We start from the raw sequence: 26,206 nt of genomic DNA on the forward strand, positions 1-26,206 counted from the left end.
ATCCGGGTGTCGCCGCTAGCGCGGTTGCATCCGGATCGCACCATCAAGGCGAATCACTTCGCCATTGAGCATCGGGTTTTCGACGATGTGCTGCACGAGTGCGGCATATTCGTCGGGGCGCCCCAGGCGCGACGGATGCGGCACTTGAGCGCCGAGCGAATCTTGCGCCTCTTGCGGCAGCCCAGCCATCATCGGTGTCTCAAAGATGCCCGGGGCGATGGTCATGACGCGCACAAACGATGACGCAAACTCGCGGGCGAGGGGAAGAGTCATGCCGGCAACTCCGGCCTTCGATGCTGCATAGGCTGGTTGTCCAATCTGCCCATCAAACGCAGCGACGGATGCCGTATTCACGATCACTCCACGCTCGCCGTCAACCGGGTCGGTTTCGACCATCGCGGCTGCCGCCAAACGGATGACGTTGAAGGTGCCCGTGAGGTTGATGCCGATCACCATCTCGAACGTTTCTAGCGGGAGCACCCCATTGCGGCCGAGAGTCTTGCCCGGTGTCGCGACGCCGGCACAGTTCACGACAATGCGCAGCGGTCCCGTCGAACTCGCAAGGGCGACCGCGGCTTGGACGTCGGCCTCCGAGCGCACATCGGTTGGCGCAAACCGGAAGTCATTCTCGGCGGCAATCTCGACTCCACGGGAGCTGCGAAGGTCGGCGATGGTGACGTGGGCACCTTGGGCGGCGAGAGCGCGAGCGGTGGCGAGCCCGAGTCCACTCGCACCACCGGTAATGAGTGCTGCGGCATCCTGAATTTTCATGCAAGCCTTTCAATAATGGTGGCGTTTGCCATGCCGCCGCCTTCGCACATGACGTGGAGTCCGTAGCGGCCGCCGGTGTGGTCGAGATGATTGACGAGGGTACTGAGGAGGCGTGTGCCCGAGGACCCGAGGGCGTGGCCCAGGGCAATCGCGCCACCCCGGGGGTTTACGATCGCGGGGTCAACGGCAAATTCTCTAAGCCAGGCGAGGGGCACTGAGGCGAACGCTTCGTTGACCTCAATGCTGTCGAGTTGATCGAGACGGATGCCGCTGCGCTCTAACACGCGATGGGTCGCCGGAATGATCCCGGTGAGCATCTCGATGGGGTCGGAGCCGACCACCGCGAAGGAATGGAAACGGGCTCGAGGCTTCAGGCCGAACGCGGCTGCTCGTTCTTCGCTCATGATGAGCACAGCGGAGGCACCATCGGTGAGTGGCGAGGAATTGCCTGCCGTTACCCGCCACTGGATTTCGGGAAAGCGTGCCGCGATCGCGGCGTCGTAGAACGCAGGGGAGAGGCCGGAGAGCGTGTCAGCGGTAGTACCGGGCCGCACAGTTTCGTCGCGTGCTAAATCTCCGATCGGAAGAATTTCACTGCTGAAATCCGCAAGCGAAGCGCGGGAGTGCGAGTCAGCGGCGAAGAGGTCGAGGTCGTCACGATCAAGGCCCCAGCGTGCGGCGATCAGTTCGGCGGAGATTCCCTGATTGACGAGGCCGTCAGGGTACCGTGCGCGCAGTAGCGGACTCATCGTGCTCTGACTAAGTGTTGCCTGACCGATGGGGTGTGAACTCATCAGTTCAACACCGCAGGCAATCACAACATCGTTGATCCCGGCCATCACCGATTGGGCAGCGAAGTGTGCGGCTTGCTGGCTGGACCCGCACTGGCGGTCGATCGTGGTTGCCGGAACTGTCTCCGGAAATCCAGCAGCGAGAACAGCGTTGCGGGTCACATTCACGGCCTGTTGGCCCGACTGCGTCACACAGCCGCCCATCACATCATCGATAATTGCCGGGTCGAGATCGTGGCGGCTGAGTAGCCCGTTCAGCACCGTTGCGAGGAGATCGATGGGGTTCTCTTGAGAGAGGGCTCCGCCGGGTTTGCCTCGGCCCGAAGGCGTGCGAATCGCATCAACGATGACTGCCGTTGTCATGCCTCAACACTAATCGTGGGCTCGCCATCATGCGAGCCTAATGAGAGCCCCGTTTAGGCGGGTTCAACACCGAAGGCGCGAGCGAGCTTGTCGATCTTTTGAGCTCGACCCAGGCGGGGCAGGTCACTGCCATCACGGATGACGCGGCCACGAGCCTCGAAGTCTTCCAAGAATTCGCGAGCCCACGCCACATCTGAGCGAGTGGGGCTGATGACTTCGTTGATGATGGGCAATTGCTCGAGGTCGAGGCAGAGCTTGCCCGTCATGCCGAGGGCAACAGCCATGCTGCCCTGTTCGCGCAGCACCGGGTGGTTAGTGCCGACGGTCGGGCCGTCGATCGGGCCGGGCAGGTTGCCGACGCGGCTCGCAATGACGAGACGCGAGCGTGGGTAGGCCATCGCAAGGTCGTCGGAGCTCGTGCCGGTGTCGCGGCGATAGTCGCCACTGCCGAACGCTAGACGATAGGCGCCACGGGCGCGAGCAATCGATGCTGCTTCTTCAATGCCGAGTGCAGACTCGACGAGGGCGATCACCGGTGTGACTCCCTTGAGACGGTCAAAAGTTTCTGAGACGTGAGCTGCTGCCTCAGCCTTGGCGAGCATGACGCCGCGCAGGCCTGGAAGTCCGGCGAGAGCATCCACATCGTCTGACCAGAAGTCAGAAGTGCGGTCATTGATGCGGACCCAACCACTGCCACCATTGCTCAGCCACTCGACGACCGAGTCACGAGCTGACGACTTGAGGCGCGGGTCAACAGCGTCTTCGACATCGAGAATGATTTGGTCGGCGCGAGACTGCTCAGCGCGATCAAATTCTTCGGGACGAGTTGCTGCGACCAGAAGCCACGACCGAGCAATCTCGGCGGAAACATCGTGGGTGGTCGGGTGATCGTTGGTGCTTTCAGACACGCGTCAGCTGCTTTCTTTCATTAGAGAGGCGACGTTCTCGTGCCACTCGCAGCCTCAAGGGTACCCGGTGATGGCTGTGTGCCGTCGAATACTCGGGCGCTACGAAGCGAGTACTTTGGCGATTCGTTGCACGCTCACCGATTCGGCGGTGCCCAAGTGTTGGGCGAAGAGGCTCAAGCGCAACTCTTCGAGCATCCACCGAGCGCGCGCGATCTGTGGTTCGGGATACTGCTCCAGCGGCAGTGTGCCACCGGCATCCTTATAGCGACGGGTCGCGAGTTCGACTTCTGACATCCACCCGCGGTCTTTGCCGGGGTTCTCGGTGAGCTTTGTCACACGATGTTCGATGCCCTTGAGGTACACCGGCAGGCGGCGCAGCTGCGTGAGCCCTGTCGCGGAAACGAAGCCGGGGTAGACCAAGGCATCGAGCTGTTCGCGTGCATCGCCGAGAGGGGTCAGCAAGTGCATGCTTGTTGCGGCACGTATCGCCTTGTCGGCGAGCCGAACTCCCGAAACAATGGATGCCACGAGCGAGACGGTCGCAAAGAGCGAGTCGACCAGCCCTGCCGAAATTTCATTGCGCAGCGCCTCGAACTCGGTCTGTGAAAAGACTTCGCGGTCGCCCATGACGGAGTCAACGCAGGCGCGCAAGCAATCGTCGAAGAGGGCATTCGTTGACCGATACGGGCTCTGGGCGAGTACGAGTTTTTCGGTGCCCGTGAGATGTTCGTTGATATAGCCGAGCGGCGAGGGAATCGCCAGCAACAGGAGGCGACGCACACCGCTCTGGTGGGCGATGGCCTGATCGTAGGGGGTCGACATGAGGCGAATGGATACTGAGTCGCCGTCGTCCACTAGCGCGGGGTAGGCGCGAATGGTGTTGCCGCCGTGCTTGGTGTCGCGGGAGCGGTCAAGTTCGCCAAAGTCCCAACTCGTAATCCCGGAACGTTCGAGGGTGTTGGTGTTGGTGTGGGGTTCAGCGGAGCCGCGCGTAGCACCTTGGACCGCACGCGCGACGCTTTCGCGGGCAACCGGTTTGAGGCTTGCCTGCAGGCTGCGCAACGATTTGTTCGCGCCGACCTTTTTGCCGTTCTCGTCGATAACCGCAAAAGTGACACGGAGGTGCGCGGGTACGCGATCGAGATCGAAGTCGGAGGTCGACACGGTGGCATACGTGAGCCGCGCGATTTCTTTCGCCAAGAATTCGGTCAGCGATGGTCCGCCCTCAAACGCGGCGGTTGCTGGATCGTCGGGGGCAGTTTCGAGCAGGCGGCGGGCCCAGTCGGCGGCCGGAACAACGTTACGGCGGATGGGTTTCGGCAGCGATTTGATGAGCGCGGTGACGAGGTCGTCGCGCAGCCCAGGCACTTGCCAGTCGAAGCCGTCGGGGCGAAGGCCAGCGAGGAGTGGCAACGGAACGGCAATAGTCACACCGTCGTCGTCAGTTCCTGGCTCAAAGCGGTAGGTGAGGCTCAGCGTCTGGTCGCCACGAACCCATGTCGTCGGGAACGCGGCGTCATCGACTTCGGCGTCATCCGCATTCTCAAGGAGATCGTTGGTGGTGAGTGTGAGCAAGTCGGGGGAGTCGTGACGAGCTTTCTTCCACCAGCCCTCGAAGTCACGCACGGACGCGACGGTGGCGGGCACACGCTTGTCGTAGAACTCAAAAATAGTTTCGTCATCGTGAAGGATGTCTCGGCGACGGCTGCGCTCTTCGAGCTGTTCGAGGTCACGGCGCAGGGCACGGTTCGAGGCATCGAAGCCCCACACGCGCTTGTCGCGCTTTGTCAGGTCGTCTTCGCCCTCGACGAGGGCGTGGCGAATGAAGAGTTCGCGGGCGGCAGGAAGATCTACCCGGGAGAACTGGATGCGGCGGCGGGCGGCCAGCGTGACGCCATAGAGCGTCACGCGCTCGAACGCGACGGCTGCACCCTGCTTCTTCTCCCAGTGCGGTTCCGAATAGCTGCGCTTCACAAGATCGCCCGCGAGCTTCTCCGCCCACACCGGATCGATCGACGCATTCATGCGCGCGAAGAGCCTGCTCGTTTCCACGAGCTCGGCGCTCATTATCGCGTTGGGCTGCTTCTTGGCCAGAGCCGAGCCGGGGAAGATGACGAAGCGGGTTTGACGGGCGCCAATATAGTCGCGCTTCGCGACATCCTTGAGGCCAATGTGGCTAAGCAAGCCGGCCAGTAGTGAGCGATGGATGCCGTCGGGGTTCGAGTGCGCGTCGCCAATAACCAGTCCAAGCGGCTTGGCCATCCGGCTCAACTGGCGGTACACGTCGTGCCATTCGCGCACGCGCAAATAGTTGAGGTACTCGTTCTTGCACATCCGGCGGAACTGATTGCCCGAGAGTTCTTTTTGTTTCTCTTCGAGGTAGTTCCAGAGGTTGAGCATGGTGAGAAAGTCGCTTGTGGGGTCGATGAAGCGCGCGTGCTGTTGGTCGGCTTGGGGTCGCTTATCGAGAGGGCGTTCTCGGGGATCTTGAATGCTGAGCCCAGCGACGATCGCCATGACTTCGCGCGTGGTGCTGTGCTGCTTCGACTCGAGCACCATTCGGGCGAGCCGGGGGTCGATCGGCAGTTGGCTGAGTTGTTTGCCGATGCGGGTGATGCGCGGGGTGGCATCTTTTGTGGCACCGGATTTACTTCCGGCTTTCGTCTGCCCCACCATCGCGTTTTCGACGGCACCCAGTTCGGTGAGCAGGTCGAGCCCGTCTTTGATGCCGCGAGAATCTGGTGGCTGAAGGAACGGGAACTCGGCGATATTGCCCAGACCAAGCGAGATCATCTGCAGGATGACCGCCGCGAGGTTGGTGCGCAAAATCTCGGGTTCCATGAACTCGGGGCGCGAGTTGAAGTCTTCTTCGGAGTAGAGGCGGATCGCGATTCCGTCACTCGTTCGACCCGAACGCCCGGAGCGTTGGTTGGCGCTGGCCTGGCTAATGGCCTCGATCGGGAGGCGCTGAATCTTGGCGCGCGTACTGTATCGACTAATGCGGGCCGTTCCCGCATCAATGACGTAGCGGATGCCCGGCACGGTCAGGCTGGTTTCGGCAACGTTGGTGGCGAGCACGATGCGGCGTCGCGTGCCTGGGGTGCGGCGCGACTCGAAGACGCGGTGCTGCTCGGCGGAGCTCAGCCGACCGTAGAGGGGAAGCACTTCGGTGCCCTCGGAGAGCTTGCCGGCGCTGATGCGTCCGCGGATCGCTTCTTCGGCATCCCGAATTTCGGTTTCGCCCGAGAGGAACACGAGCACGTCGCCGTCGCTCTCGCGGGAGAGTTCGTCGAGGGCATCGTTGATGCCTTCGAGGTAGTCGCGGTCGGCACGGTTTGCGGCAGCTTCTTCGGCATCCTCTGATTCGAGGTCGTCACCAACGTTCTCTTCAGCGACGAGGGGGCGGTACCGAATTTCGACGGGGAAGGTGCGACCAGAGACTTCAATGATCGGGGCACCGTCGAAGTGTTTGGAGAAGCTTTCGGGGTCGATTGTTGCACTCGTGATGATGATGCTGAGATCGGGGCGGCGGGCGCGAAGCTGCTTGAGATAGCCGAGCAAGAAGTCGACTGTGAGGCTGCGTTCGTGGGCTTCGTCGATGATGATCGCGTCGTACTTTTTGAGGTCGCGGTCGCGGTGAATTTCGTTGAGCAAAATGCCGTCGGTCATGAGCTTCACGCGCGTGTTTTTGCCGACGCGATCGGTGAAGCGCACTTGGTAACCCACGAGATCGCCGAGCTCGGTGCCGAGTTCTTCGGCGATGCGCTCGGCGACGGTGCGGGCGGCAATCCGTCTGGGCTGCGTGTGCCCAATGGATGTCTTGCCCAGTTCGAGCAGAATCTTGGGCAGCTGGGTGGTCTTTCCGCTACCGGTTGCTCCGGCAATGATCACGACTTGGTTCTCGCGGATTGCCTTCGCAATGTCGTCCCGGCGCTGGCTGACGGGCAGCTCAGGTGGGAACGTGATCGCTACCCCGGCAGGCAGCAGCGTTGCGGTGCTGGCGGAGTGAACTTCGGAGGCGGACATAGCCCTTCAGCTTACGCGCTGTGACTGCGGCGTGATCCGCTACCGTGTCGGCAGAAGCCAGCGTCGCAGCATCCGGGTCACTCCTGGTAGCAGCACGTAGGTCATGATCGGGGTGAGGCAGAGTGTCGTGAGCAGCACGCGTGCCAGAATCGGCAGCGTATCCCAGCCGGGCACGAGCAGCGTCACGAGGTAGGTGAACGCGAGGTTGAGGGGAAAGAAGCCGAGCCAAATGGTCACGGCTTGTTTCCAGCGGGGTGGTACTGTGGCGGCGGATGGCCCGGCGTGCTCAACGGTCACTTCGGTTGGTTCGTCAAACCAGCCTTCGATGCCGGTGCGGCGTTCTGTTCGTTGGTCGTGCACGAATCCGCTTCCGCTTTGCAACCACCACGCACGTTCGGGGGATTGTTCCCAGTGCAGCAGTGCTGCGTCATCCGCGAATCGGTACAGCATGTGCCAGGTGGTGCTGTCGGTGCCGGCGCGCACCCAACCGGAGCCGAGGAAGCCGGGGTAGCTGGTGGCCAGATTGATTCCGGTTTGCATCCAGGCGGTGGCTTCGGCGATCCGGGCGGGATCGACGGTGCGTTCAATGGAAATTGTGATGGGGCTGGTGCTCATGCGTCTCAGCGCACTCCTTCTCTGTTGACCAGCGACAACAGTGACAGCCGGTGTGGGCTTCGCTCCGGCCAGTATAGGTCGGATGCCCGCAGCGCTGGTCCGCGCAGTGTCAGGTTGTTACGAAGCCCGTGCTCATCCGTGCACCACCCTCTCTGTGGGGTAGACACAGTTAATCGACGCAGGATTGTGTCGTTCTTGTTGCGAATTGTGCGAATCGTCAGTTTCTATTGCCCCAACGTTCAGGTTTGCGGTGTAATGGCGGCCATGGGATTGGTCTACGCCATCCCTTCGGCCACCTTTCTACTGGAGGAAAGATGAAGAACAAGCGCGTCGCAGCTGCCATAGCTGTCCTCGCGGCTGGAGCACTTGCCCTGACCGGGTGTACTCCGCCGTACGAATCAGAAGTAATTGCAGACACCGAGATCACGGTGGCGTGGAATGACCTGATTGATAACTTCAACGGAAGCAGTGCAGCAGGAAACAACACCGCAAACGCGGTCGTGCTGTACATGATGAACTCGACGTTCTTGTACTACAACAGCGACCCCGCTCTTGTACGTAACACAGACTTCGGTACGTTCGAGAAGACGAGCGACGACCCGCTCACCGTCAAGTACACGATCAACGACAACGTGACGTGGTCTGACGGAACTCCGATCGACTCCGCTGACCTTCTGCTCGCGTGGACCACGATCTTCGCTGGAGTAGAAGACGCAGAAGGCGCGCCTCTCTTCACTCACGCAAACCCCCGTGGCGACCTCGCGTCGACCATGCCGGAGATTGACGACAAGAGCATCACGATTGTGTACGACAAGGCTTACGTTGACTGGGAGATCCAGTTCGACCTCGGCGTTGCAGCCCACGGTGTAGTTGAGCTTGCATACCCAGACATCACCGACCCTGAAGAAGCTAAGTCGATGTTCGTCGAGGCAGTTCAGAACGACGACGTTGAGTGGCTTACCCCGGTAGCCAAGGCGTGGAACGACGAATACCAGGCAGCAAGCACACCAGACAACGAACTCGTTGCGCTGTCGAGCGGTGCCTATGTTCTCGACGAACTGGTCGAGAACGAGTACGTCGCGCTGAAGGCAAACCCGCTCTACACGTGGGGCCCTTCACCCAAGTACGAACGCATCATCGTTCGCCAGATCGAGGACTCAACCGCTCAGGTTCAGGCCATCGAAAACGGTGACGTTCAGATTGCTGCCGGCCAGCCGACGCCTGACGTGCTTGAGCTCGTCAAGGGACTCGACAACGCTGACTACGTGACCGCGGATGAAGCGACTTACGAGCACATTGACCTCACCTTCAACAATGGTGGTCCATTCGACCCCGCAACCTACGGCGGAGACGAAGACAAGGCAAAGGCTGTTCGTCAGGCGTTCCTGAAGGTCATCCCGCGTCAGGAGATCCTCGACAAGCTGATCAGCCCGCTGAACCCGAACGCTGGACTCCGCGACTCTGTTCTGCAGATTCCTGGCGCTCCCGGTTATGACGAAATCGCTTCGACTAACGGTTCAGCAGACTATGCCGAGGTCGACATCGACGGTGCCAAGAAGCTGCTGGCGGATGCTGGAGTAACCACTCCGGTCGAGGTCAAGTTCTGGTACCCCGAGGGCAACGTTCGTCGCGGTACTGAGTTCGAATTCATCCAGCAGTCGGCAGCTCTCGCTGGCTTCACGGTTGTTGATGACTCCGAGCCCGAGTGGGCATTCACCGACAAGGAAGCACTGCCGATCAACCCGCACGACGCGGTTATCTTCGCGTGGCAGTCAACGAGCCTCGCGCTCACAGGTTCAGATCAGTACCTCGGATCGGGTCAGCCGAGCAACTTCGGTGGCTACTCGAACACCAAGGTTGACGGACTCCTGAAGGATCTGGAAACCGAGCTGGACCCTGCGGCCCAGACGAAAATCCAGGTTGAGGTGGAGAAGGAAGTATGGGGCGACGGCTACGGCGTCACCATCTTCCAGTTCCCTGGAATCACTGTCTGGAACAAATCAGTAACGAACGTGGACCCGAGTCCGCTGTCTCCGACCTACTTCTGGAACTTCTGGGAGTGGGCACCGGCTGACGCCGAATAACTCGGTAGCGCTATAGCGGTGAGCCGGGCGTTATGCGCCCGGCTCACCTGCGCCACGTTTTCTGCCGCTTCGGCGGCACTGTCTCTGTTCCGCTCTGCTTTGCCCCGAAATGAGGATCACCGGTGTTGACCTTTGTCACCAGACGCCTCGTAGCCACCATTCTTGTGCTGCTTGTGGCTTCGTTCATTGTCTATCTACTCACTGCGAATTCCGGTGATCCGCTGCTTGAGCTTCGGGGAAGTCGAGACCCCAACGCTCAAGACAAGATCAAGTATCTGAGTGGACTCCTCAACCTCGATCAACCGCCTGTGCTCCGCTACTTCTCCTGGCTCGGGGGAGTCGGTGCCTGCTTCATTGGGCAGTGTGACCTCGGCATTTCGGTCGCTCGCGGCGAACAGCCCGTCATCGATGCCATCGGCGGAGCTCTCGGCTCCACCCTGCAACTTGTGCTCGCCGCTACGATTCTCGCAATCGTGATCGGTGTGGCAATCGGAATGACCACCGCCCTTCGTCAGTACAGCGGTTACGACTACGTCGTCACATTCCTCACATTCGTCTTCTATTCGCTCCCGATTTTCTGGGTGGCAGTACTGCTCAAAGAGTTCGGCGCCATCCGATTCAACGAATTCTTGGGTGATCCCGTCATACCGTGGTGGTCGATCGTCGTTGTCGGGCTCGTCATGGGCTTCATCGCCTCGTCCGTGGTCGGCGGTGAACTACGCACTCGCGCAATTTCTTTCGCCAGTGTCGCGATCGGTGTTGGCGGCCTCATTTTCGTGCTTGATGTGACCCGCTGGTTCGTGCAACCATCGATCGGCATCATCGGGGTGGCATTGCTCACGCTCGCGACCGCGGCGATCGTGGTGTTTACGTCCACAGGATTCCAACACCGCCGGGCGCTTATCGCGGTGGGCATTGTTGTCGCTCTGACACTCGGCCTCTGGTATCCGTTTCAGTTCCTTTTCTTCTATCTCAACTCGGCGTGGACGGTGCTCTTGGTCACCGTGCTGATGGCCGGCATCGGCATTGTCGTTGGGCTAGTGGTTGGCGGCGATGGCAAAGCGGTTGTCGCGCGAACCGCCGGCCTGGTTGGTGGTCTCACCGTCATCCCGCTCGTGCTCGATCAAATGTTCTTGCGCTGGGACGAATACGTTGCGCGCATCCCGCTGAGCAACGGCGTAATCGCGACGATCGGTGCATCGACCCCTGCTATCCGGCGAGTAGATGACACGTGGCTGAACCTGCTGGACTCGCTCACCCACATGCTGCTTCCGACGATCGCGCTCATGATCATCTCGCTTGCGGCCTACACGCGGTATGCGCGGGCCAGCCTGCTCGACGTTATGAACCAGGACTACGTACGCACTGCCCGTGCGAAGGGCCTTGGCGAGCGGACGGTGGTTATGCGCCACGCATTCCGCAACGCCATGATCCCCATTGCGACAATCATCGCGCTCGACTTCGGGGCGGTGATTGGTGGTGCGGTGATCACCGAAAGAGTCTTCGCCTGGCAGGCGATGGGCTCCCTCTTCAACGAGGGGCTCGCGCATACCGATGTGAATCTGGTGATGGGGTTCTTCCTCGTCACCGGAGTTCTCGCCGTGCTTTTCAACGTGTTTGCCGATCTGTTGTATTCGGCACTTGACCCCAGGATTCGGGTGAGCTGATCATGAGCGACAAAACTCCGGCAGTCGACGACCAGTCGACAGGTCAAGAACTCAGCATTGAACAGCGCGCAACCGTCGGTCTTAGCCAAGGCACGATTGTTCGTCGTCGGTTTTTCCGGCACCGTGGCGCCGTCATCTCGATGTACGTGTTGCTATTTCTTGTCTTACTCGCGTTCACGTCGGTTGGTACAGTCGTCGGCGGATCAGGAGCCCTCGTGCCCGACGCCAACTCGACGCGCCTCATTATCGACGGCGTGCGTATTCCTGGTTGGTGGACATCCACCTGGTGGGAACGCTATGACATCGTGCTCCCAGGCGGTGCTCCCACCTTCACGCTGTGGCCGTTCAGCATTGGCGAACACCCGTTCGGCCAAGACAACACCGGTAAGGATGTTTTTGCTCGCGTGATGCGCGGAATGCAGCAATCACTCAGTGTCGTCTTCATCGTTGGAGTGATCTCCACCGTCATCGGTGTCGTTTTCGGGGCCCTTGCTGGGTACTACCGGGGGTGGATCGACCAGGTCATCATGCGTCTCACCGACGTCATCATCATCATCCCGCTGCTCGTGTTGGGCGCTGTTCTTGGCCGCACGATCGGTGGAGACGCAATTCTTTTGGCCGTCATGCTTGGCCTCATTGCCTGGACAGGAATGGCGAGACTCGTGAGAGCCGAGTTCTTGAGCCTGCGCGAACGAGAGTTTGTCGATGCAGCCCGCGTGGCTGGTGCGAGCGACTTCCGCATTATCTTCCGCCATATTCTGCCAAACACTGTCGGCGTGATCGTGGTCAGCGCGACCCTCCTGATGAGCGCCGTGATCTTGCTCGAAACTTCTTTGAGCTTCCTGGGGTTCGGCATCAAATCGCCAGACATTTCGCTCGGCCAAATCATCAGCGAGTACAACGAAGCATTCAAGACTCGTCCGTGGTTGTTTTGGTGGCCGGGACTATTCATCGTCGTGATTGCGTTGTGTATCAACTTCATCGGTGACGGACTGCGCGATGCTTTCGACCCCCGGCAGAAGCGAGTACCGGCCCAGAACGGTTTCGGTTCGCAGGTCATCAGCTTCTTCAAGAGCTACGTTCCCGGTGCACGCCCCGGTGACGGGACCTCCAACAAATGAGGGCGATGAGGTCGATCGACCGGCACTCGTCGCCGAATGAACACGAGCTAGCTGACGGTGGTGAGCAGCACAGCCACGATCAGCGCGGCGACAGCCGCGATCGTGCGGAAGTGCCACGTTACACGCAGCTTCGTGAATTCACTCGTGGCGGCATCCAAATGTCCGCCGTCTCGCAACTGCTCCCAGTGCGTACGGATGATGTGGGCGGCTTGACCAGAGTCCGACGTGATCAGATCGCCGGGTCGCACTGTGCCAGCCAAGTAGCTCGACTCCGGAAGGTTCGCGCCATCCTGGCGCACCGCCGAGAAGACCGAGTGGCGGCCGGGAGCGGGCGCAGCCCACGCTGTGACGGTGCCGTGAACCGTTTCGAGCGCGAGCGCATATTTGGTATCGATGCGGCGAATCTCGGGCCACGCCACGTCGACGGTGCGCAGTACATTACGCAGCGTAACGCCGGCCGCCGTCACGAGCACAGCGGGGCGCCAGAACATGGCCCACGTGAGCAGCGAAACGAAGCCAAAGACGGGCAGCACTTGCAGGGCATCCAGCCAGCGGCCCTGAGCGGCCGTGACGATCAGTGCGGCAGCGCACGCGACAAAAACGACGATGGAAAGTACGCGCCCGAATCGCGAGTGCAGGGTGAAGTTTGGCGACACGGAACTATGTTCCCACGTGCGCACCGTATCCAGGGCGAAAGGCGAATCTCCTGATGACTGAGACAGCAAAGACTGAGACAGCAACGAAGACTCCCGCGATCGAGGTTACTGACCTTGGCGTCGAATTCTGGGTTGAGGGGGAGTGGGTCACGGCGGCAAAGAATGTCAGCTACACCCTCCAGGGTGGCGAAGTGCTTGCCATTGTTGGCGAATCTGGTTCTGGCAAGAGCACGAGCGCGATGGGCCTCCTCGGTTTGCTTCCTGAGAATGGTCGCATTTCGGGCAGCGTGAAGCTTGCCGGTGAAGAGATGGTTGGGGCGTCGCTGCACCGTCTTCGCCAATTGCGTGGTGCCGGCATTGCCGTGATCTTCCAAGAGCCGATGACGGCCCTCAACCCGGTCTACACAATTGGGTTCCAAATCGTTGAGGCGCTTCAAGTGCACAATCCGGGAATGATCCGGACGGATGCTCACAAGCGTGCCCTCGAATTGCTCGCGATGGTCGAGCTGCCTGACCCGCAAAAAGCGTTCGACTCGTACCCGCATCAGTTGTCTGGTGGTCAGCGTCAACGCGCCATGATTGCGCAGTCCATTTCCTGCAACCCGCGCGTGCTCATTGCTGACGAGCCAACGACAGCGCTCGACGTGACCGTGCAAGCCGAGATTCTTGAGTTGCTGCACCACTTGCGCTCCAAGCTCGACAGCGCGATCATCCTGATCACGCATGACATGGGGGTTGTCGCCGACCTCGCTGACCGCGTGATGGTCATGAAGGATGGCGAAGTTGTTGAGACGGGAACAGCGGAGTCGCTTTTCGCCGGAGCGACGCACCCCTACACTCAGGCACTCTTGGCTGCTGTTCCTCACTTGGGGGCTGCAGGCGAAGCATCCGCCTCGAAAGACAACCGCGATGTCGTTCTCACGATGAAGGGTGTCGCGATTGAGTATCCGAAGCGCGGCCGGGTGCCGGCCTTCCGTGCTGCCGACGACATCAATCTCACGATTCGCCAGGGTGAAGTGCTCGGCCTCGTTGGTGAGTCTGGCTCGGGCAAGACTACGATCGGTCGCGCCGTCGTCGGACTCCTTCCCGCTGTTGCGGGAACCCTCGATATTGTCGGAACGAATATGGTCGGCATCAGTAAAAACGATTTGCGCGCTGTGCGTCGAGACATCGGCATCGTCTTTCAGGACCCCGGTTCGTCACTCAACCCGCGGATGCCGATCGGCGAGAGCATCGGTGAGCCGCTTCGGCTCGTTGGCGGCTTCACTAGCAAAGATGAGGAAGCGCGAGTGAGCATGTTGCTCGACCGCGTGCAGCTCTCCGCTCACATGCGTAACCGATACCCGCATGAGCTATCTGGTGGTCAGCGCCAACGAGTGGGAATTGCTCGGGCGCTAGCGCTGAGCCCCAAATTGTTGGTCGCTGACGAACCTACTTCGGCTCTCGATGTGTCGGTTCAGGCAAAGGTGCTTGAGCTCTTCCAAGAACTCCAAAAGGAACTCGGATTTGCGTGCCTCTTCGTTTCGCATGACTTGGCCGTGATTGACATTCTGGCTGACCGCATCGCTGTCATGCACCGCGGAAAAATTGTGGAGCAGGGGACGCGCGATGAGGTTCTGCGCAGCCCGAAGGACCCCTACACGCAGCGACTCATTGCCGCCGTTCCTCTTCCAGATCCTGAAGAACAGCGTCGCCGGAGAAGCGAACGCGAAGGGCTCGCTTCCTAGCCTTCGGTAGTGGCGGTGGCGAGGTTGGCTGGTTCGCCAGTCTCGCCGCCCGAAATCAGCGCTTTGACCTCTTCGGCCGTCAGCGGAACCCACGGGGTTCCGTCGGGGTCTGAAGAGAAGGCGGCGGGGCTGTCGCCCTGATTCCACCACTTTGCTTCGTAGGGCACTCCGCTGAACAGTACGCGGTCGCCTTCTTCGTAGACAGCGGTGCCATCCCAACCAGGGTAGGTTCCGCTCGGAACCGTAGGAACTTCAACGGGGGTTTCGCCCTCAAGCACTGGCCCTACGAGAGTCCACGGTGTTTCCCACGAATTGAGCACGGGGTTGTCTGGCAACTCATCGCGCGTCCACCACTTGGCCTGGTACACATTGCGGTGCCAGACCACTTTTGTACCCGCGAGGTAGCTGGCGTCTTCTTGCCAGATTGCGTACGGGCTAGTCGCAGGATCGTCGATGAAATCATTGGGATCCGACGGCTCTTCGGTGGTGATGGTCTTTGCAGAACTCGCGACGTGACCGTCAAAACCGTCAGCCAAGACATCCGCAAAGAACAGGTCACCCTGGGCTACACCACTGCAGGAGTCAGAGACGCGGGACGTGTCGGCGTAGTTCGGCCCACACGTAGTGTCGCGGTTCAGCGACCACATCGACATGCGACCAGTGCCCTTGTCGAGAGCAAACTCGTTGAGTGCTGCAGCGTCGGCCATCGTGAAAACTTCGGCTTCGATATCGTTCTGGCCGACCATCGGGGTCGCGCCGAGCTTTGTCCAGATCGTGGCATCCGTCAGTTCGATCCCGGCGTTGTCATAGAGGATGCCCAGTTGACGGTGAGTTTCTTGCAGCGAGCGAATGGAGGCGTCACCGCTGGTCTCTCCATCGGCCATACTCTGACCGAAGTTCATCGTCATGATGTTCACTCCGGCGAGATCGACACCGGCATCGAGCATCTGAGTGACCGCAGTGGTTCCCTCTTCCGTGAGTCCGAAGGTTGCTGCGGGAAGCGTCAGCCACACAGCGAGATCATCGCCTGCGGAGCGCCGTGCTGCTTGCAGGGTGGCCATTGCCGCCGCCCGACGTTCACCCGCAGCGGTGTCGCTGAGGTTTTCGCCCTCGATGTCGAGGTCGATCGTGGTTGACGCATAGCGGTCGAGCACCGAGTTGTAGGCGGAAACCAGATCTGCAGGATCGGTACACGTCGTGGAGAGCTCGTTATTCAGGAGCCCGCCGAACGAAACCGCGACGTCACCGCCCTGCTGTTGTAGCCGGGCAATCCGGCGGTCGAGGTCGAGTGAGATTGCTGCCTCATCCATTGTGTAGGCGGTGCCCCACGTTGGAGTGCAACCTTCATCGCTAGCGGCGACGATGAACGAAAGCATGACCTCTTTGCCGCTCTCCTTCGTCGCAGCTTCGAATTCATAACTCGGGGTGGCTGTGACGTCAACGTAGGCGGCGAACCACGGGTCTGGCGCGGGAGCCGCCTGAGTGGATGCCCACGCTTGGTAGGCGAAGAGACCACCGGCGGCGACAGCAATGGCGATAACAACCGCCATGACGAGTCGCCTGAAAGAGAGTCGGTGAGTCGCGGTGCTCATGCTCGCACCTCGCTTTCAGCCTCAGCGGGTGGCAGCATTTCAGCGAAGACGATGGAGTCTCGCACCTTGGTGTGAACTCCGCTGTCGTCGCCGTAATAGAGGATTGAACGCCAGTCGAGTTCAGTCGATTCTGGCACTGGTTCTTCCTTCGTCTTTTTTGGCTTTCGTTCGACAAAGAGCGGGCGTGTGACACCCAACCAGATATCCACGATGGTGTTCCAGATGCCGATGCACGACACGACGGCGAGGCCGGCGAGAACCAGGTTGAAAGCCGCGAACGCGGCGTTACCCCAGTTGCCGGCGTTCAAGTCGCGCCAGAAAGTGAAGCCCGAGAACGTGATGATCACGAGCGGCGCCAGCACATACAGCAACGGAGTTGAGGTGCGGTTGCGAACCTTTGGGGTGCGAGCGAATGGGATCTTCTTGCTCGTGATGGCCTGCTCGAGTGATTTGAGAACTCCGGCAAGGTTGACGGGGAGCAAGATCAGGTTGAACCCATAAATGCGGAAGATGTCGGAGAACTTGTAGCCGCTATAGCGAAGGTCGCTGCCCATGGCCAAGAAATACGGCACCGCGGCGAGTAGCACCACGGGGCTCAAGAGTCTGCTGTCGTAGGGGTAGGCCAGCAGGAACACGAGACCGAAGCTCGCCCATGTGATCGATGTCATGTAGTTCACGCGCAGGAAGAACTCGGTCCACGGCACAGTTTCGCCGCGAGCGCGACGCTCACGCATTTGGCGCATCAGTTTGGGCATGATGAGTAGCCCACCGTTAGCCCAGCGACGACGTTGCACTACAAGCGAACCGAAGTCGGGCGGGGTTGCGCTGTAGCTGAGTCGTTCTGGGTAATTCACGAGCGTCCAGCCGTGGGCGCCCAAGTCGATGCTCGATTCGGTGTCTTCGATGACGGTGCGGTCCTGCACGTAGCGCTTGACCGTGAAGCCGCCCTCGGTCTCGGTCTCGACAATGTCATCCAGTGCAGCTTTGCGGATGACGGCGTTGGCCCCCACCCAGAAGGTTGCGCCGTAATACGACTTGCCCTGATGCAGGATGTGCTGCAGATCAGTCGTGGCGCCAGCGAGTCGTTCGATGCGTGTACCTGCTCCGCGGAATGAGGAGTACGGCGTTTGGGTGACGGCGACCCGGGAGTTGTCCGCCTGCTCAAGCAAGTAGACAAGTCGGAGGCAGTAGTCGCGCAGCAGCAGCGAGTCAGCGTCGAGAGTTAGCAGGTATTGCGAATCGGGGATCGACAGATCGCCAGCTTCTGCGTGGTTCACGCGGCGCAGTACCGTGCCGGTTGGTGTTTCCTCTGGGCGGTAATTGCCACCCATCAGGCCGATATAAGCGTTGAGGTTCATTGCCTTGTTCGCTTCGTGAGACACAGAAGCGTAAAGCTTGCGCTCGAAGGTCGAGAGGTCGGCCGTGAAGGTCCAAGCGAGACGACGGTACAGTTCGCGCATCCGTGCGGTGGGGGGAACCATATGCTCATCGTGAGCTGCGCCGAGCGCATCGGCGGTCAGTTGCAGCTCACCGGCCAGGCCCTGAATAACCTGCGTGACAAAGAACTCATCGACGTGGTCAATGCGCTGTTCGTTGGAAGCCTTGTTCTCTAGCCAGTCGGCAGCCCACTGGTAGTGCTCAGCGAGCTCCTCGAGCTCGAACAGGCCGACCGTGCGGCCCAGCTGCACTCGACGCTCAAACGTCGCAAGAGCGTCACCGAAGCGTTCACGGGGCTCAGCGAGTTCAGCCTGAATCTTCTCGGCAAGCAAACGAGACTCCGCTAGCTGTGCTGCAGCATCCGGGTCAGAAGGAAACGGCGGGTCGTCGAGCAAGAGCACGACACGCAAAGTCGGATACTCCTGAAGGCACGCCGACCACAGGGTGGCACGCACGACATCCGGTTCTTCGCTGTAGCTGGGAACCAGAACGGTGATCGAGCCCTGGTTCTCGGCGAAGTGCCGATCGAGTTCAGCGCGCGGCACGCGAGCGTGCGCCCGGAAGCGTTGATAGGCACCGTGTCTCGCGATCAAATACATGAGCGCAGAGAAGGTGAGGAAGGTAACAACGATTAAGTACGAAATAGCTTCGGTTGTGAACCGGAAACTTTCGGTGCCGTTGTTGATGAACTGGCGAACGATCGTATAGATCACATACGTCAGCCAGAACACAATCGTCGCAACAATCGCCAGACGCGCAAGCGCGATCGTGCGATCACTGGGTGCAGGGTGCACGGTGGGTAATGGATGGAGGCGTGTTTCTGAGCCCCATTGGCGGCGCCGGGCAGGCGCAACCGTACTGTCTTTAAGCATGGTTGGTTAATCCCCTATGCAAGATCCGGCGTCTTTCGGGTAGACGCCGTCGGGTGACCTTGCATCGCCCAGTATTGACAACTGGGCTTCTGTTCGCAAGAAAACAGTACGCGAACCGCAACTGGTCTACCTGCGAGATCCTGTCTAGTAAGCTGCGGAAACGCCCTGAATAGTGTTGTTCACCCCGGGAGGACTGGATGCCTCGTACCATCGCCATCATCGGTGCTGGACCTTCGGGGCTCGCAGCCGCTCGTGCCCTCGATAAGGCAGGCATCCGCTACGTCGGTTTCGAGTCAGCAGACGACGTTGGCGGCCTCTGGAATATTGATAATCCACGCAGCACTATGTACGAGTCAGCGCACCTCATTTCGTCGCGCACCACGACTCAATTCCGTGAGCTGCCTATGGCTACGACGGCGGATTATCCTGGCCACCGAGAGCTCCAGAAGTACTTTCGCGCCTTTAGTGATCGCTATGACCTGGGGCAGAAATTTCGTTTCTCCACGACGGTGGAGCGTGTTGAGCCCGCCGATGGTGGCGGGTGGAATGTAACGACGAGTCCGACGGATGCCGATAGCGGAATGCGCCAAGGCGGCGAGAGCGAGACTGAACACTTCGACGGCGTAATCTTGGCCAATGGCACGCTGGCGCACCCCAGCATCCCGAACTTTGATGGTGAATTTTCGGGGGAGATCATTCACTCGAGCGCGTACAAAAAGGCAACAATGTTTGCGGGCAAGCGAGTGCTCGTTGTCGGCGCGGGAAACAGCGGTTGCGATATTGCCGTGGATGCTGTGCATCACGCTGACAGCATCGACTTGAGTGTGCGCCGTGGCTACTACTTTGTTCCGCGCTATTTGTTTGGAAAGCCTGCTGACACCCTCAACCAGGGGCGACCGCTTCCGGCGCGAATAAAGCAGTTCATCGACACGAGAGTGTTGCGGGCGTTTACCGGTGATCCCGTCACCTTTGGCTTTCCTGCCCCCGATTATCGCATTTATGAGTCGCACCCGATTGTGAATACTCTTGTGCTCGGGCACCTCGGGCAGGGCGATTTGCGTGTCGTTCCCGCCCCAGAACGCTTCGAAGGCAACACGGTGCATTTCGCGGATGGAACCCACACCGACTATGACCTGATCGTATTGGCAACCGGTTACAGTCTCGATTATCCGTTCGTTGATCGAGATCACCTGAACTGGTCGGGGATGGCCCCCGATCTCTATCTCAATATGTTCCCGCCGAGCTTCAACGGTCTGTACGTTATGGGCATGATCGAGGCCAGTGGCATCGGCTGGCAGGGCCGCTACGAGCAAGCCGAACTTTTGGCGGCATATCTTGCCGCGCAAGAAGATGCTCCTCGTGCTGCCGCCCACTTCAGGGAGTCCGCCGAGCAACCGTGGCCAGACCTTACCGGTGGTTACAAGTACCTCGCACTCGAACGCATGTCGTATTACGTAAACAAAGATGCCTACCGACGCACCCTACGAAAACTGCGTGAGACTCTCACCCGAAAGGCCAACTCATGACCATCGATGATGCGATGCTCAACTTCAGCCCAGCATCGCTTATCGCTTTGAGCGTTGTGCTTGGTCTCATCATGTTCGGAATCGCGCTCGATACGAGCCTCGAAGACTTTCGGGCGGTACTCAAAGCCCCACGGGCCTTTGCGATCGCTTTGGTTGCTCAACTTGTATTGCTCCCCGCCGTGACCTTCGGTCTGACGCTGTTGTTGCAGGTCGGTCCGTCGATCGCACTCGGGATGATTTTGGTGGCGTGCTGCCCGCCAGGAAACATCTCCCAAGTGCTCACTTATCGTGCACGAGGCAACGTAGCGCTTTCCGTATCTATGACGGCAGTCACCAATGTGGTCTACATCGTCATGCTGCCCGTGAACCTGTCGCTGTGGGGTGGTTGGCACCCGACAGCGTCGACTATTCTCGAGAGCGTCAGCCTCAATGGTTGGCAGATGTTGCTGGAGATCGTTGTGATTATCGGTCTGCCATTCGCGGTCGGGTTTGCCATCAAGAATCGGTGGCCAGCGTTTGCCAAAAAAGTGCAGCCCACGGTGAAATGGGTGAGCCTCTTAGCGTTGCTCGGATTCATCATTGCGGCGCTCGCCGGTAACTTCCCATTCTTCATCGCCTACGTCGGTGTTGTGCTGTTGGCCGTATTCCTGCACGATGCTGTCGCGCTCGGCCTCGGTTATGCGAGCGCGAGACTCGGTGGCCTCGCCCTCTATGAGGCCAAGGCGGTGACCTTCGAAGTGGGGATCCGCAACGCCGGTCTCGGGCTAGGACTGGTATTTGCCTTCTTCGGTGGGCTCGGCGGCATGGCGGTCGTCGCTGGCTGGTGGGGAATTTGGGACATCATCGCAGGGCTCGCCTTGGCCACTTGGTGGGGACGCCGCAAGGCGAAGGGTGCCGGTGACGGTTCTGGGCCGCATTCCGGTGTGCCCGAGAGTGGCACGGAGGCAGTCGCGTGACGCGGGTACTGGTTACGGGTGGCAGCGGATTCTTGGGCACCTCCGTGGTTGCCGGGTTGGCTGCATCCGAAGCCATTGAGCGTGTAGTGAGTGCGGACATTCGGGTTCCGAGCCCCGGCGTGCGGCTAGCGGGCGTGCACTATGAACGGGTTGATGTGACGGCTGCCGCTGACCTTCCCGAACTGCTGCGTGCTCACAACATTGACACCGTTGTCCACCTCGCCTCGATCGTGAACCCGGGCAGAACAACCACCGTGGCGCAAGAGTTTGCGGTCGACGTCGACGGGTCGCGCGCGGTCTTTGCCTCCTGCGTTGAGGCAGGTGTTTCGCGCATCGTCGTGTCGTCGAGCGGTGCGACGTATGGCTATCACGCTGACAACCCGGAGTGGATCACGGAGAGTGACCCGCTGCGAGGCAACGACGACTTTCCCTATAGCAAACACAAGCGAATGGTTGAGGAGATGCTGGCCGAGCTGCGCACAACCGCACCACAGCTGACTCAGACCATTTTTCGCATCGGAACAATCTTGGGTCCGGCAGTCGACAACCAGATCACTGCCCTGTGGGAGGGGCGTCGGTTGCTGAAGCTTGCCGGTTCTGACAGCCCCTTTGTGTTTATTTGGGTCGACGATGTTGTTGAAGTGATGGTGCGCGCGGCCACAGGCGGGCCTGCCGGAATTTTCAATGTTGCTGGCGACGGCAAGATGACGATCGGCGAGATTGCTCACGCGCTCGGCAAAAAGCTCCTCGTGCTGCCGCCGTGGGTATTCGCGGTCGCGCTCTGGGTAGGGCATGGGCTACGCCTCACCCCGCACAAACCGGCACAGGTCAAGTTTTTGCGCTATCGGCCGGTGCTCGACAACCGCGCCCTTCGCGAGTCATTTGGCTACCGACCGCGCAAGACTAGCCGAGAAGCTTTTGCCGCCTACCTTGAGGCGCGTGCTCTGCGCTCAAGCTGAATCGTTGGTGCTCAGATTCTCGGTGCCTCGGTGCTCGGTGGCGTCCACAGATACGGCGTCGTGGTGGTGAGTTCAACGAAACCGCGAAGTTTCAGGATGGGGCTGCTCTCGTCTGAGGCATCTACTTGCAGATAGGGCACTCCTCGTTGTTGTGCCCGTTGGGCGCGGGCTGCGCCGAGGGCACCGTAGATTCCTTTGCCCCGCCACTCGGATGCTGTTGAGCCTCCCCAGAGTCCCGCGAAGTCGCTGCCGGGGGTGAATTCGATTCTGGCACCGGAGACGATGCGGCCGCCGGCTTCAGCGACGAAGAGCACGGTGAGGTCAGGAGCTGAGGCGATTTGTGCTTCGAGTTCGTCGATAAACCAGACGAAGTCGTAGCCCCACACTTCAGAGAGCATGGCTGCCAGACCGACAATGTCGTTGTGGTCGTGGGTCTCGCGGATAGTGATCTCGGCAGGTAGCGGGCGTGCGCTCACTAGGTCAGCGGTGTGGCCGACGAGCACCGCTTCTCGTTCTTGAGCGATGAACCCTGCATGTTCGAGTCGCTGAGGGATGTCGGCGGGCACGTCATGGGCTCGCGTTTTCCATTCCACGGGTTCGTTTCGGGCAGCAAAGAAGTTGCGGTGATCGGCGATGAGGGCATCCAATTCGGCGCCGCTCATGTCGAGGCGCTGCGCAGTTTCGATCATTCCCTCGCTGCGCCCGGTTACTCGAAGCACGGAGTCTGTCAGTTCAAAATGAACTCCAACCGGCGGATGCTCGGGCACGATTAACCGCTGTTGGGCGTCGTAGAGCGCCAGCAGTTCGGTAGGGGAGATCATGCGATTCAGCATAGATCCGGATGCCGGTTCCGCGCCGCCAGAGAGCGTCATCTGTATACAGTTCACTCAGAATTTGGCTTGATTTCTCTTGAATCAGCTCTAGACTGAAGATCTTGTATACAAAGCCATCAGTGGGTAAACCGCAAGGTGGTCAAGTAACCAGTTTCGGGAGGTGCGTATGGCGACACCGGTAAGAGCCAGCGATCGCGCCTACCAAGCCCTCCGTGACGACATCGTGGAGTGGCGACTCTCGCCAGGCACCATTCTGGGCGAGGTCGAACAGGCTGCGCGGCTCGGGGTGTCCCGCACCCCGCTGCGAGGAGCACTGTCCCGACTGATAACTGATGGGCTGGTGGCAAGCCAATCCGGTCGGGGACTGGTCGTCACTGACGTTTCTGTTGACAACATCCGCGAACTTTTCGATGTGCGCAAGGCGCTCGAAGTGAAGGCGATGCGCCTCGCGGCCCTGCATCACACCGGCAGTATTTTTGCCGACCTTGAGCGCGAATTCGATGCAGTACCGGCATTGCTCGCTCGCGATGACAGCGACCGCAGTGCCTACTTCGACCTCGTTCGCCGGTTCGATGCGGCAGTCGATGACGCGGTCGAAAACGATTACCTCACCGGCGCCCTCAGCTCGCTGCGCACCCACCTGGTTCGGGTGCGTCGCCTTGCCAAAGACAATCCAGAGCGGTTGACGGCTGCCGCCCGCGAACACCTCCTTATCGTGCAGGCCATTGTCGCGCGCGATCCCGAACTTGCTGCCCATGCCACCCACGTTCATCTCCATCACGCGCTCACGAGCGCTTTAGCCACGGCCGCGGAATCTCCCTTGCGCGCCGCCAATTGAAAGGCTCCACTGTGAAAGATCACGCCCTCCGCGTTTACCGCAGCGACGAGAACCTCGCTCGCGAAGACCAACTTGCCCACAAGATTGCCGCGATCGCTGCCGAACAGCTCGAACCAACGGATGCCGTGACCGACATGGTAATCAACCGTGTGATTGACAATGCTGCGGTTGCTACCGCGTCCCTCACGCGTGCGCCGGTGGTTGCTGCGCGTGCGCAGGCCGAGCGTCACCCCTACACGCCGGGAGCCACCGTGTTTGGCTCCGACGAGCGCGTGAGCCCGGAGTGGGCTGCGTGGGCTAACGGTGTTGCGGTTCGCGAGCTCGACTATCACGACACTTTTTTGGCCGCCGATTATTCGCATCCGGGCGACAACATCCCGCCGATCTTGGCTGTTGCTCAGCACACGGGCCGCACGGGTGCTGACCTGCTGCGCGGGATCGTCACGGGGTACGAAATCCAGATCGACCTCGTGAAGGCGATCTGCTTGCACAAGCACAAGATTGACCACGTTGCTCACCTCGGCCCGAGCGCTGCCGCTGGCATCGGAACCCTCCTCGGTCTCGACACCGAAACCATTTTCCAGGCTGTTGGCCAAGCACTCCACACGACCACCGCCACGCGTCAGTCGCGCAAGGGTGAGATCTCCACGTGGAAGGCGCACGCTCCCGCTTTCGCCGGCAAGATGGCCGTCGAAGCAGTTGACCGTGCCATGCGTGGCCAGACCAGCCCCACCCCGATTTACGAGGGCGAAGACGGCGTGATCGCGTGGATGCTCGACGGCCCAGACGCGCACTACGAGGTTCCGCTGCCTGAGCTGGGGGAGCCGCGCACCGCGATCCTCGACTCGTACACGAAGGAGCACTCGGCCGAGTATCAGGCGCAGGCGTGGATCGACCTCGCCCGCAAACTGGGGCGCGAGCATCCAGAGCTGGTCGAAGAAAACATCAACCGCATCGTGCTGCACACGAGCCACCACACGCACTACGTGATCGGTTCGGGTGCCAACGACCCGCAGAAGTACGACCCCAACGCGAGCCGCGAAACGCTCGACCACTCCATTCCGTACATTTTCACGGTTGCCCTGCAGGACCAGGAGTGGCACCACGTCAACAGCTACGCTCCCGAGCGAGCCAACCGCGCAGACACGGTTGCGCTGTGGAAGCGCGTCACGACTCAAGAAGACACCGAATGGACGCGTCGCTACCACTCGATCGACCCCGCCGAGAAGGCGTTTGGTGGTCGCGTCGAGATCGAGATGACCGACGGCAGCCGCATCGTCGAAGAAATTGCCGTTGCTGACGCGCATCCGCTCGGTGCTCGACCCTTCGCCCGCGAGCAGTACATCACCAAGTTCCGCACCCTCGCGGATGGTGTGCTCGCGAGCGACGAAATTGAACGCTTCTTGGCCGCGGCCGTGCGACTGCCCGAACTGTCGGCATCCGAACTGGGAGAACTGACCGTACGCGGCAACTTCCCCGCCACCACCGCTAAAGGAATTTTCTAATGCTGTATGCCCAAACAGACCCAGCAACCAAGCGTGCGCAGTTCCGTGAGCGTCTGGCGAGCGGCGAACTGCTGCGCGTGCCCGGTGCGTTCAACCCGTTGAGTGCTCGCCTCATCCAAGACAAGGGTTTCGACGGCGTCTACATTTCGGGTGCGGTTATCAGTGCCGACCTCGGGTTGCCCGACATCGGCCTGACGACGCTCACAGAGGTGGCTGGTCGTTCGCAACAGATTTCGCGGATGACCGACCTCCCGACACTCGTCGATGCCGACACCGGTTTCGGTGAGCCCATGAATGTGGCTCGCACCGTGCAGACTCTCGAAGATGCGGGGGTCTCGGGCCTCCACATCGAAGATCAGGTCAATCCGAAGCGTTGCGGACACCTCGACGGCAAAGCCGTTGTCGACACGGATACCGCCCTCAAGCGCATCCGAGCGGCTGCCGATGCACGCCGCGACCCCAACCTGCTGATCATGGCTCGCACCGACATCCGCGCCGTTGATGGTTTGGATGCCGCAATGGACCGTGCCAAGCAATTAGTTGATGCGGGTGCTGACGCAATCTTCCCCGAGGCCATGAAGGATCTCGGTGAGTTCGAGGCGATGCGTAAGGCCGTGGATGTTCCGATCCTCGCAAACATGACAGAGTTTGGTAAGAGCGAACTTTTCACGACAACGCAATTGAGCAATATCGGCGTAAACATTGTTATTTACCCCGTAACCCTGTTGCGTAGTGCAATGGGTGCTGCAGAGCGCACCCTCGATGCAATCAACGCCGACGGCACCCAGCAGTCTGTCGTGGCCGAAATGCAGACGAGGGCTCGCCTGTATGAACTGCTCGACTATGAGAGCTACAACTCGTTTGATTCGTCAGTGTTCAACTTCACGCTCGATGGCCATTACTAACTTCAGAACCACACCAATTACCGCCCACCCCTACTAACCACACTCACAACTTTG

Annotated in this window: 19 protein-coding genes; 10 read left to right on the forward strand and 9 right to left on the reverse strand. The window is 60.2% G+C overall.

Translation table 11 applies throughout. The annotated features are described in order from the left end of the window. Window positions 1-15 precede the first annotated feature (15 nt). From AC061P_RS03040 to AC061P_RS03060, 5 genes are all read right to left on the reverse strand, one after another. Window positions 16-771, reverse strand: coding sequence for a 3-hydroxyacyl-CoA dehydrogenase (locus tag AC061P_RS03040; protein ID WP_480391787.1), 756 nt, complete (start codon window positions 769-771; stop codon window positions 16-18). Further along, on the reverse strand, window positions 768-1,925 hold the full coding sequence (locus AC061P_RS03045) for a thiolase family protein (RefSeq protein ID WP_449648256.1): 1,158 nt from the start codon (window positions 1,923-1,925) through the stop codon (window positions 768-770). Before AC061P_RS03045 ends, AC061P_RS03040 begins: the two co-directional genes overlap by 4 nt. Before the next feature lie 53 nt (window positions 1,926-1,978). Beyond that, window positions 1,979-2,833, reverse strand: coding sequence for an HpcH/HpaI aldolase/citrate lyase family protein (locus AC061P_RS03050; RefSeq protein WP_449648255.1), 855 nt, complete (start codon window positions 2,831-2,833; stop codon window positions 1,979-1,981). Window positions 2,834-2,932: 99 nt separating this feature from the next. Next, a complete protein-coding gene (gene hrpA, locus AC061P_RS03055; RefSeq protein WP_480391788.1) occupies window positions 2,933-6,859 on the reverse strand; it encodes an ATP-dependent RNA helicase HrpA in 3,927 nt (1,308 codons plus the stop codon). A 39-nt stretch (window positions 6,860-6,898) separates the two neighbouring features. Then, window positions 6,899-7,474 (reverse strand): antibiotic biosynthesis monooxygenase, encoded by a 576-nt coding sequence (locus tag AC061P_RS03060; RefSeq protein WP_480391789.1) that lies wholly within the window; start codon window positions 7,472-7,474, stop codon window positions 6,899-6,901. 314 nt (window positions 7,475-7,788) lie between these two features. Between AC061P_RS03060 and AC061P_RS03065 the strand changes: the two genes are divergently transcribed. The 3 genes from AC061P_RS03065 to AC061P_RS03075 all read left to right on the forward strand — a co-directional run bounded on the left by AC061P_RS03065 (window position 7,789) and on the right by AC061P_RS03075 (window position 12,346). After that, a complete protein-coding gene (locus AC061P_RS03065; RefSeq protein ID WP_449648252.1) occupies window positions 7,789-9,558 on the forward strand; it encodes an ABC transporter family substrate-binding protein in 1,770 nt (589 codons plus the stop codon). Window positions 9,559-9,680: 122 nt separating this feature from the next. Continuing rightward, the gene (locus AC061P_RS03070) at window positions 9,681-11,225 is read left to right on the forward strand and encodes an ABC transporter permease (protein WP_449648251.1); all 1,545 of its coding nucleotides are present in this window, start codon (window positions 9,681-9,683) and stop codon (window positions 11,223-11,225) included. Window positions 11,226-11,227: 2 nt separating this feature from the next. After that, entirely contained in the window at window positions 11,228-12,346 is a 1,119-nt protein-coding gene (locus tag AC061P_RS03075; protein WP_449648250.1) for an ABC transporter permease, read from the forward strand. A 47-nt stretch (window positions 12,347-12,393) separates the two neighbouring features. On the opposite strand, the gene AC061P_RS03080 is transcribed toward AC061P_RS03075, so the two are convergent. Beyond that, on the reverse strand, window positions 12,394-13,002 hold the full coding sequence (locus tag AC061P_RS03080; protein ID WP_449648249.1) for a PH domain-containing protein: 609 nt from the start codon (window positions 13,000-13,002) through the stop codon (window positions 12,394-12,396). Between the two features lie 53 nt (window positions 13,003-13,055). On the opposite strand from AC061P_RS03080, the gene AC061P_RS03085 reads away from it, so the two are divergent. Then, window positions 13,056-14,729, forward strand: coding sequence for an ABC transporter ATP-binding protein (locus AC061P_RS03085; protein ID WP_480391790.1), 1,674 nt, complete (start codon window positions 13,056-13,058; stop codon window positions 14,727-14,729). Here AC061P_RS03085 and AC061P_RS03090 read toward each other — a convergent pair. Together AC061P_RS03090 and AC061P_RS03095 are read right to left on the reverse strand one after the other, a co-directional pair. Further along, window positions 14,726-16,321: a chitinase gene (locus AC061P_RS03090; RefSeq protein WP_480391791.1), complete on the reverse strand. Its 1,596-nt coding sequence runs from the start codon at window positions 16,319-16,321 to the stop codon at window positions 14,726-14,728. The genes AC061P_RS03085 and AC061P_RS03090 overlap by 4 nt on opposite strands. Then, window positions 16,318-18,630 carry a glycosyltransferase family 2 protein gene (locus AC061P_RS03095; protein ID WP_480391792.1) on the reverse strand — a complete coding sequence of 771 codons (2,313 nt, stop codon included), beginning with the start codon at window positions 18,628-18,630 and terminating at the stop codon, window positions 16,318-16,320. The genes AC061P_RS03090 and AC061P_RS03095 overlap by 4 nt, the downstream gene beginning before the upstream one ends. A 197-nt stretch (window positions 18,631-18,827) precedes the next feature. Between AC061P_RS03095 and AC061P_RS03100 the strand changes: the two genes are divergently transcribed. The 3 genes from AC061P_RS03100 to AC061P_RS03110 are packed head-to-tail and all read left to right on the forward strand — an operon-like array spanning window position 18,828 to window position 22,071. Continuing rightward, window positions 18,828-20,156: a flavin-containing monooxygenase gene (locus AC061P_RS03100; RefSeq protein WP_480391793.1), complete on the forward strand. Its 1,329-nt coding sequence runs from the start codon at window positions 18,828-18,830 to the stop codon at window positions 20,154-20,156. Further along, a complete protein-coding gene (locus AC061P_RS03105) occupies window positions 20,153-21,112 on the forward strand; it encodes a bile acid:sodium symporter family protein (RefSeq protein WP_480391794.1) in 960 nt (319 codons plus the stop codon). Before AC061P_RS03100 ends, AC061P_RS03105 begins: the two co-directional genes overlap by 4 nt. Beyond that, entirely contained in the window at window positions 21,109-22,071 is a 963-nt protein-coding gene (locus AC061P_RS03110) for an SDR family oxidoreductase (protein ID WP_449648243.1), read from the forward strand. The genes AC061P_RS03105 and AC061P_RS03110 overlap by 4 nt, the downstream gene beginning before the upstream one ends. 11 nt (window positions 22,072-22,082) lie before the next feature. On the opposite strand, the gene AC061P_RS03115 is transcribed toward AC061P_RS03110, so the two are convergent. Further along, window positions 22,083-22,892: a GNAT family N-acetyltransferase gene (locus AC061P_RS03115; protein ID WP_449648242.1), complete on the reverse strand. Its 810-nt coding sequence runs from the start codon at window positions 22,890-22,892 to the stop codon at window positions 22,083-22,085. Window positions 22,893-23,070: 178 nt separating this feature from the next. On the opposite strand from AC061P_RS03115, the gene AC061P_RS03120 reads away from it, so the two are divergent. From AC061P_RS03120 to prpB, 3 genes are read left to right on the forward strand one after another with little or no spacing between them, the layout of a single operon-like run. Continuing rightward, on the forward strand, window positions 23,071-23,742 hold the full coding sequence (locus tag AC061P_RS03120; RefSeq protein ID WP_480391795.1) for a GntR family transcriptional regulator: 672 nt from the start codon (window positions 23,071-23,073) through the stop codon (window positions 23,740-23,742). Window positions 23,743-23,753: 11 nt separating this feature from the next. Next, window positions 23,754-25,247: an MmgE/PrpD family protein gene (locus AC061P_RS03125; RefSeq protein ID WP_480391796.1), complete on the forward strand. Its 1,494-nt coding sequence runs from the start codon at window positions 23,754-23,756 to the stop codon at window positions 25,245-25,247. Then, complete coding sequence (prpB, locus tag AC061P_RS03130; RefSeq protein WP_480391797.1) at window positions 25,247-26,152, forward strand: methylisocitrate lyase; 906 nt, start codon at window positions 25,247-25,249, stop codon at window positions 26,150-26,152. Before AC061P_RS03125 ends, prpB begins: the two co-directional genes overlap by 1 nt. The last annotated feature ends 54 nt before the right edge of the window (window positions 26,153-26,206 follow it).

The sequence above is a fragment of the Rhodoglobus sp. G.S.4 genome (genome assembly GCF_056619605.1).